Here is a 12,220-nt window from a genome sequence, read left to right on the forward strand (position 1 = left end):
GGAACGGCTCGCTGAGTTGCGGGACTGAGACGTAGTTGACACTGGTTCAACGCGCAGCGTGAGAAGTTGGTTACCGAACGGTCACTTCCGTTACCGCTCGTGTCAGTTCCTGCACGCTCCGCGTCAATCCTCGTACTCGTCGTGGTAGCGGACGCGCTCACTGCCCGCAGGCGCCCCCAGCGCCGACGCGCGCCCCTCGGGCTTCTCCCACTCCTCCTGCCGGCCCAGCGCGGTCAGGTCCAGGAGGCTGGTCGTGGAGCCGAGCCCGTCCAGGCCGCGCTCGTACGTCGAGTACGTGTGGAAGACGCGGTCCCGCTCCCGCAGGAAGCAGCTGATGCCGGGCCGCTCGACGAGTTCCCCCTCGTGCACGAGGGTCGCCTCGAAGTCGCGGTTGAAGTCGTCGCCGTACGACGAGTACCAGGGCACGGTCCATCCCATCCGCGCCTTGAACGGCAGGATCTTCGTGTACGGCGCCCGGGACACCGCCGCGAACGTGGTGCCCCGCGCCTTCAGATGCGCCAGATGCCCGATCTGGTCCAGGAACGCCGAGCAACTGCGGCAGCCCGCGTCCCACTCCGGCGCGAACATGAAGTGGTAGACGACGAGCTGGGACCGTCCTTCGAAGAGGTCGAGCAGCGTCGCCTTCCCGTCGCCGCCCTCGAAGAGGTACTCCTCCTCGATCTCCACCATGGGCAGCCGACGCCGCTCGGCGTTGAGCGCGTCCCGCGCCCGTGTGGCCGCCTTCTCCCTGACCAGCAGTTCCTCGCGCGCCGCGCGCCACTGCGCACGCGAGACGACCTCCGGAAGTGACATGAGCCCTCCTGTGCAACGGTCCGTTCGGGGTGGTGACCGATGGCGGGGGCGGAACTCATCGCTGGGCCGGAGAATTTTTTCGTCGTCGTTTTCCGGCGGCTCTCAGGTGTCGTACTCCTGGATCCGCCCGCCGTGACTCCGGTCCAGGAGCGCGGGCATCCGCTCCCCCAACTCCCTGACGACACCGGGAACATCGATGGTCAGCAGCTCCCGGTCGCGCATCAGGACCCGTCCGTCGACGATCGTCGTGCGGACGTCGGAGGAGCGGGCGCTGTGCACGAGGGTGGCGGCGAGGTCGTGGACGGGCTGGGTGTGCGGGCCGGTGAGGTCGACGAGGACGAGGTCGGCGCGGCGGCCGGGGGCGAGGGTGCCGAGGGTGTCGCCGAGTCCGACCGCGCGGGCGCTCTGGAGGGTGGCGTGGTGCAGCGCCTGGCGGGACGTCAGCCAACGGGGGTCGCCGGTCGTGGACTTCTGGATGAGCGCGGTGAGCGCCATCGACTCCCATACGTCGAGGGAGTTGTTGGAGGCGGCGCCGTCCGTGGCGAGGCCGACGGGGATGCCGAGGTCGCGCAGGGCGCGGACCGGTGTGGTGGTGGGCCAGGCGAACTTGAGGTAGCCGCGGGGTGCGGTGGCGACGGAGACGCGGCCGGTGGCACCGGCGAGGACCGGCAGGTCGCGGTCGAGGATGCCGGTGCCGTGGGCGATGAGGACGTCGGTGTCGAGGATGCCGGTGCGGGCCAGCACCTCGATGGGGGTGACGCCGTGGCGTTCGAGGCTGGTGTCGGCCTGGTCGCGGTTCTCGGCGGCGTGGAGATGGACGGGGAGGCCGTGGGCGCGGGCCAGTTCGGCGGTGGCGGCGAGGTCGGCGTCGTCGACCGTGTAGGGGGCGTGCGGGGCGAGCGCGGTGGTGATGCGACCGGCGGCGCCGCCGCGGTGCCGGAGCGCGAACTCCAGTGATCTCTCCCGCCCTTGGGGACCCTGGGAGGAGAAGTAGGCCTCGCCCAGGTGCGCCCGGATGCCGCACTCCTCGACGACGGAGGCGACGGCGTCCATCGAGAAGTAGTGGTCGGCGAAGCAGGTGACGCCCGCGCGGATCATCTCCGCGCAGGCGAGCCGGGCGCCCAACTCCACGTCCTTTCCGGTGAGGTTGGACTCGACGGGCCAGACGACGTCGTTGAACCACTCCTCGGTGGGCAGGTCCTCGGCGACCCCGCGCAGGGCGACCATCGGGGCGTGGGTGTGGCAGTTGACGAGCCCGGGCATCGCCACCTGCCCCCGGGCGTCGATGTGTTCGGCGGCGGGCGGAGGCTCGGCCGGAGGTTCGGCCGCCGTGAGGGACTCGATGACACCGTCCCGTACGACGACGGTGGCGTTCTCCTCGAACCCGATGCGCTCCTCGGCGTCGTGGACGAGGGCGGTGCAACCGGTGATGACGAGGTCGGCGGGAGAGTCGGTCATCACGCCAACGTACGGCGTGGTCGTCGGGTCGTGTGAGCCGAACCGCGCATCGCGTCCCGGCTCTGTCGCGGCGTCGCCCGGACGAGCACGCTGGCCTCATGACACCGCCCGGAAGGGGGACCGGCATGCTCATCGGCACCTGGAACCTGGAGAACCTGTACCGCCCCGGCGGCCCGTTCGGCCCGCCCGACAAGGCCGCCTACGAGACGAAGCTCGCCGCCCTGGCCGCCACGATCACGGAGCTGAACCCGACGCTGCTGGGCGTGCAGGAGGTCGGTGAGCCGGAGGCGCTGCGGGACCTGGCCGGCCTGCTGGACGGCGACTGGCACACCGCGCTGTCCCGGCACCCGGACGGCCGGGGCATCCGGGTCGGGTTCCTCAGCCGGGTCCCGCTGGAGGTGCTGTCCGACACGAACGCGTTCCCGGCACGGCTGCGCCCGGTGCAGGCGGACGACGAGGGCGGCGTGGCCGCGGAGGCGGGCCGCGGCTTCCTGGCGGTGGAGGCGGCGACGGAGGCCGGCCCGCTGCGGGCGGCGGTCTGCCATCTGAAGTCGAAGCTGCTGTCGTATCCGGGCGGCCGGTTCGCGCCCCGCGACGAGGGCGAACGGGCACGCTACGGGGCGTACGCGCTGTACCGGCGGGCGGCGGAGGCGACGGCGTTGCGCGCGCTGGCCGATGTGCTGCTGGCGGGGGACGGTCGGGAGCGGGACGTGGTGGTACTGGGTGATCTGAACGACGAGGTGCAGGCGGCGACCACGCAGATCCTGCTCGGCCCGCCCGGCTCCGAGATCGGCACGCCCGGCTTCGACCGGCCGGACGGCGGCGACGCGCTGCGCCTGTGGGACGTGGCCCCACTCATCCCCGCCGAGCAGCGCTTCTCCCGCGTCAACTCCGGTCGCCGTGAACTGATCGACCACATCCTGCTGAGCCACCGCCTGGTCCGCCGGGTGACGGCGGCGGGCACCGGCCTGCCGGACGAGGCGGCACCCGACCTGCCGTCCGTGGACGCGAACCCGGCGGGAAGGCGAGGGGCCCCTGGGTCGGATCATGCGCCGGTGTGGGTACGGATCGGCTAGACAGCCAAGGGAAGTTCGGGCAGCCGTACCCTCAAGTGGCCGCGTCCTTGCGCCAGTTGGTCCAGCAGCTCGGCGAGCCGCTCGGTGTGCAGGGGCGTGAGCCGGCCCGAGTCGTCCAGATGCACGGCGCACGCGGTGGTCGTGTCGACGAGCTCTTCGAGCACGGCGACGACGTCGCCCGCCCCCGCCGAGTGCCGGGCGAGCGGCGGGAGTTCGGCGGCGGCGAGGGCGATGGCGGTACGGGCCTCGGCGAGCGTGCGATAGGCCTCGCGGCGCAGGGTCCAGCGGACGCGACGGCTGTCCGCGTCCGGGTCCGTCTCGTGCAGGACGTGGGAGAGGTAGGCCTGGGCGGCCTCGCTCGCAGCGCCGAGCCGGGCCCGCACTCCCCCGCCGCGCTGCCCCGGCATCGGGAGATGGCCGACGACGAGCACGAGCGCGCACGCCAGCAGCGTCTCGCCGATCCGGCTCACGGAGGCCTGCGGTTCGCCGCCGACCATCACCAGGGCGAGCACCAGGACGGTGACCACGGCGGTCTGGGCGGCGAAGTGCCGGGTGGCGACGGGGATGAGCGCCCCGCTCACGGCGACGAGCGCGATGAGCCCTTCGGGCCGGGGCAGTACGGCGGCGAAGGCGGCGAACACGAGCGCGCCGAGCACGGTCCCCGCGGCCCGGCACAGCACCCGCGAGACCAGCGGCCCGAGATCCGGCTTGACGAGGAAGACGGCGGTGGCGGGCAGCCAGTACCAGTGCTCGTGCTGCCCGTACCAGTGGGAGTGGTGCAGGCCCTGGGCGATGGCGGCGCTGGCGCCGAAGCTGAGGGCGACCCGCAGCCCGTACTCCCGTCCGCCACTGCCGAACGCGGCCCGCAGCAGATCCCCGGCCGCCCGCCGACGGGTGTGCAGATCCCCGCCCTTGCCCCGGTCGAAGGCCTCGGCGGCGTGCAGCAGGGCGTCGTCGAGCGCCCGCAGGGCGGGGGCGGACCGGGTGGGCGCGGGCAGCGGCCCGGTGTGCGTGTTCTCGCGTACGGCGGTGGCGAGCCGGCGGGGCCCGGCCGAGGCCCGCCCGGTCAGGGGTTCGCCGGCCCAGGCGAGCGCGGTGGCGGCCTCGGCGAGCGGGAGGGCGGCGGCGTACTGGGCGTGCAGCCGCCGCTCGGCGGCGGAGCTGGCGTAACGCCGCAGTCGGGGCCCGGCGAGGGCGTCCTGCGCGTGGTCGAGAGCGGCGGTGAGGGCGGCGCGGCGGGCGGTGGCGTGGTCGGCGCCGACGGCGTCGAGGAGGTCGGCGACGGCGTCGTACACCCGCGCGACCGCCTCCCGTTCCCCGTCGAACCGGAAGTCACCGGCGAGGGAGCCGGGCGTGGGCAGGGCGAGGCGGAGCCCGAGCAGCCAGGCTGCGCCCGCGAGATAGCCGAGCGCCCTTTGCCAGCCCGCCTCCGGCAGCGGCATCCCCGCCCCGATCGCGGAGGCGACGAGCAGCTGCGTCCCCGCCCCGGAGGCGACCGGCCCGATGGCGCTCATGCCGCCCGCGACCAGGCCGAGCCCGGTGAGAAGAAGGGTGAGGGGCAGAGCGGCGACGTGCTGTCCGGCGTACGTCCCGACGAGCATCCCCAGCGCCCCGGCCACCGCCGGCACCCCGATCCGCTGGACGGAGGCCCGCCGGCTGCCGGGCCGGTCGTTGATCCCGGCGAGCATCGCGGCGATGGCGGCGACGACACCGAGGGAGGTGCGGTCGGCGACCACGGCGACGAGCAGCAGGGGCCCGGCGGAGAGGGCGCCGCGCAGGACGGCGTTCCAGGGAACGGGCCCGCGCTGGGTGCGGAGGGCGTGGGCGAGCCAGGGCGGGAGGTCGAGCGGGCGGGACACTGGGCTCCTGTCGTCCGGTCGAGGGCGGAGGGTGCCTTCGGGCGACGGTGGCCGGGCGTGGATGTCCACGGTAGATCGCGTGGGGGGAGAAGTTGGGGCGGTCGTATTTCGGGGATGTGACGGTTGGCCCTATTGCCGCTTTCTTTATGAACTCAACTGTCCAGGGGCTCCGGACCCGGTCGATACGGCGATCGACGATGATCGACAGCGATCGACGGCGGATACGTACGCGAGACAGCGGCCGGCAACGTGGGCTTCGTATCGCACCGTCAGCTGTGCGCGCGGGCGGTGAGATAAGGGTCGCGGCGAAGAACGTCCCGGCTTCCGAGAAGAGTTCCGGCGGCAAGCCCGACACCCGGCAGCAAGAGCACCGCGGCTGCCCATCCCGGACCGGGCAGCGCATCCGCGACGGTGATGGGCAGACCGAGAACCTCACTGAGCGGACCGGCGAGCGCTACGGACACCCCCGTACCGACGGCCGCACCGAGGATGCCCGCCACTCCCCCGGACAACGCGGCCTCCCCGAGCAGAATCCGCCGAAGCTCACCCCGCCCGGACCCGAGAATCCGCAGAATCGCGAGCTGCCCGATCCGCGCCCGCGCACTGTCGGCGGCCCGGACGACACCGAGCCAGACAGCGCCAAGCGCCAGGACGAGCACACCGATACGCATCGCGAGATCGGCGGCGCCGAAGAGACCGGGCAGGTTCCGCACCCGGTCGGACACGGCGGAGGCGGAGAAGCCGTCGCCCTGAAGCGACTTGACGACACCGGCGACCTGCTCCTGATGCCCGACCACGACGACGGCGGACTGGGCACCCTCCTGGCCCCGAAAGTCTTCCACCGTCTGCCCGGCACGCGCCGCGGCGAGCAGGGCGGCGGTCTCCTCGGAGAGATAGGCGACGCCCGGCCCGTCGGCCTGCCAACTCGGGTCGTACAGAGCGACGATCGTCAGCTTGACGACGGCGGTGGTACCGGCCCCGGCGCCGGCGCCGGTCGCCTTGGTGTACCCGAAAGCGACGGTACGGCCGAGGAGCGGGGCGAAGTCGGTGCCCTGGGAGGAGGCGGGCAACACGATGTGATCCCGGCCGAGTTGGGCGGGGAGGGCACCTCGGGTGACGGGCAGGTCGTCGCCCGGGGTGAGGGTGTGGCTGGTGAGGTCGTAAGTGCCCTCTTCCTCGGCGTACAGGGTGGCTGGGTAGTCGGCGACGATCTGACGGACGCCCGGTGTCTTCTCCGCGTCCCGTAGCGCGGAGTCGGTGAGCGCACGGACGGAGTCATCCCCCTCGAACGACGACAACTCGACCTGGGTGAGCCCACCCGACCCGAGTACGTCCCGCTCCACGGCCCCGGCGGCCCCGGCGGCGACTCCCGCGGCCGTGCCGAGCAGCGCGCCCATGACGGCGAGGGTGGGCAAGGCCCTGCGCAGGGAACGCCGGTCCCGCTTCCAGGTGTGGAGGCTCCAGAGGCTCATCCGAGCTTCTCCTTGCGGGCGTTGTCGGTGCGAGCGTTCTCCATGGAGGCGCTGGAGGCGTTGGAGACGCTGGAGACAGGGGACAGCACTCCCTCGTCGAGCGCGTACCGCCGATCGCAGGTCTCGGCGATGCCGCGATCGTGGGTGACGAGCAGTACGGCGGCGCCCTGCGCGGCACACGCACGCAGGGCGCCCTTCACGAGGTCGGCGTTCTTCGGGTCGAGCCCCGAGGTCGGCTCGTCGGCCAGGACGAGCACGGGTCGCTTCACCGCGGCCCGAGCGACGGCGACACGCTGCCGCTGCCCACCGGAGAGCTCCGCGACCGGCCGGTCGACCAGCTCCCCCATCCCGAGATCACCGAGCAGATCCCGAGCCACACCACGATGCCGCCCGAACCGCGGCCCGAAGGCGGCGGCCACGTTCTCCCAGGCGTTGAGGAAGGTCAGGAGACCGAGGTCCTGAAGGACGATGCCGATCTCCCGCCGCCGCAACAAATCCCGCTCGCTCGGTGTGAGTGAGCCGGTGTCGGTCCCGCTGATAGCCAGGGAGCCGGTGCTCGGCGTGAGGATCAGACCGAGAAGGGCGAGCAGGGTGCTCTTGCCGGAGCCCGAGGGGCCTTCTACGGCGGCCGTCTCTCCTGACGCAAGGGCGAGATCCGCGGGCTTCAGACCGGCACCGGACGCGTAGGTGAAGCCCAGCCGCTGGGCGACCAGGGCGACTTGGGGAGAGGGGGTCACAGGCGAACTGCTCCTTCGGCGGTCGGACGCCGGGCAGGAAGGAGGCAGCCCACGCAACCTCGTCAGGGCAACCGGCCCACGGACCGTACAAGTTGCGTCCCGCATCAAGATCGGCTGAAAGAGCCCACTGTCGTCTGCCCTGTTGACCGATCACGGCTCCGGCCTTTCGGGTTCGGAGGTGTACGGCCCAGAGCCTCGGCGCCTCGGGTGAGCCAGAAGTGGGTTCACCAGCAGGGGTGTTCCGGCCAGCCAGGTCCAATCGAGTTCACACCGAAGCGTGAGCGGACAGCCACAGGGAAGCGGTGGCGGTCGGCGTCATCCCGCCGCTGCCGCCGCAGGCTTCTCCGACCACACCTCACGCATGAGGGCCCGACGCTCTCTCGACGCGGGTACTCGCCGAAAGCCGCTCTCCGGCTCCTGGTGGACGCAGTCGATGCCGTAGCGGTGCAGGAGTGCGATGTCGTCGGGGTCCGGCGCTTCGGGGAACAGCGCCGTGAGGGTGTGCGCCGAGGCCGGGCTGTGGGGGGCGTAGTCGAGGAGCTGGGCCAACGCCTGCCGTACATGGCCGTGGTCGGCGGCGCTCTTCGCCTCGATCACCTCGGGCTCGCCGGTGTGCTCGACGTACATGTCGCTGATGCCGGCCGGACAGAAGAACCGACTGGCCGTCAGTCCGCGATCGGCGAGGAACTGCCGGTACTCACGCACGAGTCGGGCTTCACGCCGATCGACGACGATCAGGCGTCGGCTCCGCCGGTAGCCGGTCCGATGGGTACGCAGTTCCTCAAGCGCAGCGATGCGGACCGGGTCCGCGCTTCCTGCGACCGCCGGCGCCGACGCGGGCGGGTTCGTCGCACCCGGCACGATCATGAAGTCTTCGAGGACTGACCTCGCCTTGTCGCCGCGCAGGACCATCTGGCCGGGAAAGTTGTGGGCGGCACGGTATCCGATCGACGCGTTCAGCTCCTCGTAGGTGATGCCGGACGGCACCACGTCGAGAAGGCTGTAGACGGTGTGCCAGCTCGGTGCGTCGGGCCGGGGCGGCCACAGCGCATCGGCGAGGTCTCGGTTGCGGAAGATCGCTCCGACCTCTCCTATGGCACGCACCTGCCCCTGCCCCGTGAACAGCACGACGTCGCCGGTGGCCACGTCCGCGAATTTCCTGTCGTGGGCGGGAGTCGCTCCCCAGAACCTCGCACGACCCTCCGGGTGCAGCGACCGGAGCTGTTCCCGTTGTTCCGAGGTGAGCAGGCGGTCGTGGCGTGGCACCGAGAAGTCCACCTGCCGGTCGATCGTGTCCGCCCAGTGGCGCCGTGTCTCGGTGCTTCCGTACGACGGGGAGATGAGCACCCGCACCATGCGTTTCCTGCCCTCCTAGAGATCCGCGGCGCTGCCCCGGCTCGCTGTCTCGAAGATCGCCTCGGCCCGGGTGACCGTCTGGATCAGGGAATCCGGGGTCGCTTCCTCGGAGAGTGACGCGACGACGCCGTCCACGGTTCGCAGCCCGGCCCTTTCCAGGAGCCGCTTCTCGTTGGTCACCCACTCGCCCCGGGACGCCATCATCCCGTGCGCCGTCTGTACTGCGGCCGTGGCGATGGCGCCGGCGGTTTCGGTGAGACGGGCTGCGGGGGCGTGGTTGGCGCGGGCATAGGAGAGGGTGGCGCGAGCAGTGCCGTACCAGCGGTCGCTCGCCGTGCGGCGCAACTTCGCGGGATAGCCGTCCGGGCGAGGCAGATCACCCCGCAGCACCTCATTGATCGCCAACTCGGCCACCACCAAGTAGCTGGGAATCCCCGCGAGATGGAAGAGCAACGGCTCCACATGGAACCGCCCCTCCTCCGCCTCCGCCAACTCGTGTTCCACGACGTCGAGATCGCGGTAATGGACGTCGACGCGGCGCCCGTCCACGGTCAGCCACGCGCCACCGTTGAAGACGCCCCCGCCCCAGCCGCCGACATCCGACACGTCGCCCTCCCAGCCGACGGCACGGAGGTCGGCGGGGTCGAAGGGGCCGCGGTAGTACACCGCCAAGTCCCAGTCGCTGTCGGGGCGGTGCGTGCCCTGCGCGCGCGAACCGCCGAGGGCCACGGCCTGGACGGTGGGCAGGGCGGCGAGGCGGTCAGCCGTGGAGTCGAGGAAGGCGGCGTCGGTGTGGGCGGGCATGGGTGCAGCGTAAGGAGCCGCTCCGGTCCGACGCGACCGCATTAACCCGTCGCCGCCACCCCGAAGTCCGCCCCCGAAATGCCACCCAGAGAGTCGGCGATCGACCGCAACGGCCCCTGCAACGCCGTCAGTTCGGCCCGCATCGTGTCCGCCTCCGGCCAGGCCGTCTCGTGGTCGAGGGGGGCGGTGTCCGTCGGGCAGCGGGCCTCGTACGCGGCCAGGCGTGGGTGCCAGGTCGAGGTGAAGGGGCGGATGACGTCGTTGATCAGGCCGTACGCGAGGGTCTGGACCGTCGGCGTGCCGTCGGCCGACCCCCGTTCCAGACCGATGCTGTACGTGTGCAGCGTCGCGCGCGTGAAATCGATCAGCGACTTCAGGGACGTCAGCGCCTCCCGCAGACTCCCCGTCCCCGGCGCCAGTTCCTGCACCCCGATCCGTGTGACGAGCTCGACCTGGATGTCGAAGGCGGCCATCCGCTCCGACTCGCTGGGCGCTGTCATGGGTGCCTCCCTTCGGCCACCGGGGAAGGCCAGCGTAACCGGGTCGCGGCGGGCGCACAGGGTGCGCAGGGCGGCTCGGCGCAGGGCCTCGGTGCGGGCGGGGGCCGGGTCGTGGTGGTGCCAGGCGTGCAGGGTGACCGGGTGGAGCTGCCAGCCACCGTCGGCGACCGGGGTGAGCAGACCGCGGACGCGCAGTTCGGCGATGCCGTTGTCGGCACGGCGGTGGGCGACGGCCCTCGGTACGCGATCGGCGGCGGCCAGCGCCTGCTCCGCGTCCTCCGCGGTCAGCGGCAGCGGATGCAGCGCAGCGGCGCAGCGGAGCGCGTCGGCGGCGTCCCGCGTGTCCACGTCGCGCACGAGAGCGGCGGTCACGTCCTCACCGGCCAGCGTGTCGAGGAGCGAGGCACCGCGCGCGTGCAGCCGGTCGTAGAGCGCAGGGGCGTCGTGACCTGCGGCAACGGCCCGCCCGAGGAGCGTGAGGGCGAGCGGGTGGCCGCCCGTCGCCTCCGCGAGCGCGTCGTCACCGCCGACGAGCACGCGCGCGTGGGGCGGGTCGAGGGGGCCGAGGTCCACGGCGGTGCCGAGTCCGTCGTACGCCCTGCTGCGCAGCGTGAAGAGGGTGCGGCCCAGTGGGTGCGGGGCCGCCATGCCGGTGATCTCGCGCGCGGGGAGCCGGCCGGCGGGGACGGCGTCGACGATCCAGAGGAACGGTTCGCCGGCCGCCTCGAACTGGTCGTACGGCTCGGTGATTCCCAGGGCGCGCAGCGAGTCGTCGTACGCCTCCCCGTTCAGCCAGAAGACCCCGCCCGGGTACGCCGCCTCGAAACGGAGCGCGTACTCCTGGGCGAGGGCGGTCTTGCCGATGCCGGCCGTGCCGCGGATCTGGACGGCGTGGGCGGCGGCGCGGCCGGTGACGAGGGGCGCGGTGTGGGCGTGCAGGGCGGAGTGCACCTGCCACAGTTCGGAGAGGCGGCCCAGGAACCCGGGGTGCGGCTGCGGCGCGCCCGGCCGTCGGCGTCGTACGCCGAACGCGCGGACAGGCATGGGGCCGTCGAGACCGGCGACATGCGCGCGTACGTCGTCGACGAGGGTGGCGAGGTCGTCGTCCGAGGCGTGCCGGGCGTCCCGGAGTTCGACGGGGTGGATATGACCGGTCCCCTGCTCCGGGTTGACGACCATGACCCGGCGCCGCGGGTCGCCTTCACCGAGTCCCGCCAGATACGCGGTGGTCAACTCCCACTGGCAGGCCTCGCGTTCCGGGTAGCCGGCGGAGTAGTACGCCAGCAGGGCCCTGGAGCGGGCCAGTTCACGGCGGATGGTGTCGCTGATGCCCGCGAAGGACGCGACTCCGGTCTCGTCCGTGAACACCCGAAGGCCCCCGCCGCGCAAGGCCCGCGCGAGCGGACGGACCCGCTCCACATCGCTGCGGCTGTAGCTGAGGAAGACGTCCCACACGGCGACTTACCCTACTGTGGGTACCGGGGAGGTCGATCATGGCAAACAGGCAGCGCAGGCGGCGCCGACCGGGCGGCCCGGCTCAGGTCACGGCCCGGCTGACGATTCCGTTCGTCGGCGAGATCTCGGGTACGTGGGAGCCGGCGGACGCGGAACGCAGTGCGGCCTGGGAGCTGTACCTGGAACTCGTCACGCGCGTGTCGGTCGAGGAACTCGACCCGGGCGAGGGCTTCCTGCGCGAGGCGCTGTCCTCCCTCTACACCTTCTTCAACACGACCCGCGAGATACTGCGCCGCTACGGCCCCGACGTCGCCCCTCCCCTGGCCCCCGGCCATGTCAGCTTCGGCGTCCTCGCGGTGACGGTCCTCAACCGCGTCCTGCGCCCGCTGCTCGCGTCGTGGCATCCGCGACTCACGGCGTACGAGTCGCAGCGGCCGGAGGGACACGATCCGGTGGCGTGGGAGCGGGAGTGGGAACACGCGGGCGCACTGCGCGAGCGGATCGGAGAGGTCCGCCAGACCCTGGTCTCACTGGCCCGGACCCTTCAGGAGGTGGCGGACGTCAGCGATCTCATCGACCTGCCGACTCCTCGGTCCTCTGGGGCGGGGTACCCCCCCCCGCAGGTCAGAGGGACAGTGAAGGCTGACAGGCCACGGCGGAGGCTCGCCGCCGTGAGCTGACCGTGGGGCG

10 protein-coding genes are annotated in these 12,220 nt (G+C 72.3%); 2 read left to right on the top strand and 8 right to left on the bottom strand.

Annotation, left to right across the window (positions count from 1 at the left end):
• Positions 1 to 123: 123 nt before the first annotated feature.
• Both EJC51_RS13215 and EJC51_RS13220 read right to left on the bottom strand, forming a co-directional pair.
• Positions 124 to 813, bottom strand: a complete 690-nt coding sequence (locus EJC51_RS13215; protein WP_126271255.1) for a DUF899 domain-containing protein — start codon at positions 811 to 813, stop codon at positions 124 to 126.
• A 102-nt stretch (positions 814 to 915) separates the two neighbouring features.
• Positions 916 to 2,271, bottom strand: a complete 1,356-nt coding sequence (locus EJC51_RS13220; RefSeq protein ID WP_126271256.1) for an amidohydrolase — start codon at positions 2,269 to 2,271, stop codon at positions 916 to 918.
• Between the two features lie 125 nt (positions 2,272 to 2,396).
• Between EJC51_RS13220 and EJC51_RS13225 the strand changes: the two genes are divergently transcribed.
• Positions 2,397 to 3,347, top strand: coding sequence for an endonuclease/exonuclease/phosphatase family protein (locus EJC51_RS13225; RefSeq protein ID WP_126276931.1), 951 nt, complete (start codon positions 2,397 to 2,399; stop codon positions 3,345 to 3,347).
• On the opposite strand, the gene EJC51_RS13230 is transcribed toward EJC51_RS13225, so the two are convergent.
• From EJC51_RS13230 to EJC51_RS13255, 6 genes are all read right to left on the bottom strand, one after another.
• Entirely contained in the window at positions 3,344 to 5,206 is a 1,863-nt protein-coding gene (locus EJC51_RS13230) for an FUSC family protein (RefSeq protein ID WP_126271257.1), read from the bottom strand. The two genes, EJC51_RS13225 and EJC51_RS13230, sit on opposite strands and share 4 nt — an antisense overlap.
• A gap of 269 nt (positions 5,207 to 5,475) precedes the next feature.
• Positions 5,476 to 6,678: an ABC transporter permease gene (locus tag EJC51_RS13235; RefSeq protein ID WP_126271258.1), complete on the bottom strand. Its 1,203-nt coding sequence runs from the start codon at positions 6,676 to 6,678 to the stop codon at positions 5,476 to 5,478.
• The gene (locus EJC51_RS13240; protein ID WP_244362603.1) at positions 6,675 to 7,415 is read right to left on the bottom strand and encodes an ABC transporter ATP-binding protein; all 741 of its coding nucleotides are present in this window, start codon (positions 7,413 to 7,415) and stop codon (positions 6,675 to 6,677) included. Before EJC51_RS13240 ends, EJC51_RS13235 begins: the two co-directional genes overlap by 4 nt.
• 315 nt (positions 7,416 to 7,730) lie before the next feature.
• Positions 7,731 to 8,771: a hypothetical protein gene (locus EJC51_RS13245; protein ID WP_126271260.1), complete on the bottom strand. Its 1,041-nt coding sequence runs from the start codon at positions 8,769 to 8,771 to the stop codon at positions 7,731 to 7,733.
• Positions 8,772 to 8,786: 15 nt separating this feature from the next.
• The gene (locus tag EJC51_RS13250) at positions 8,787 to 9,575 is read right to left on the bottom strand and encodes a nucleotidyltransferase domain-containing protein (protein ID WP_126271261.1); all 789 of its coding nucleotides are present in this window, start codon (positions 9,573 to 9,575) and stop codon (positions 8,787 to 8,789) included.
• A gap of 41 nt (positions 9,576 to 9,616) precedes the next feature.
• Entirely contained in the window at positions 9,617 to 11,530 is a 1,914-nt protein-coding gene (locus tag EJC51_RS13255; RefSeq protein ID WP_126271262.1) for a toll/interleukin-1 receptor domain-containing protein, read from the bottom strand.
• A 38-nt stretch (positions 11,531 to 11,568) separates the two neighbouring features.
• Here EJC51_RS13255 and EJC51_RS13260 point away from each other — a divergent pair, with 38 nt between their 5' ends.
• Positions 11,569 to 12,210 carry a hypothetical protein gene (locus tag EJC51_RS13260; RefSeq protein ID WP_244362605.1) on the top strand — a complete coding sequence of 214 codons (642 nt, stop codon included), beginning with the start codon at positions 11,569 to 11,571 and terminating at the stop codon, positions 12,208 to 12,210.
• Positions 12,211 to 12,220: the final 10 nt, after the last annotated feature.

It is taken from the genome of Streptomyces aquilus (assembly GCF_003955715.1).
Taxonomy (GTDB): domain Bacteria; phylum Actinomycetota; class Actinomycetes; order Streptomycetales; family Streptomycetaceae; genus Streptomyces; species Streptomyces aquilus.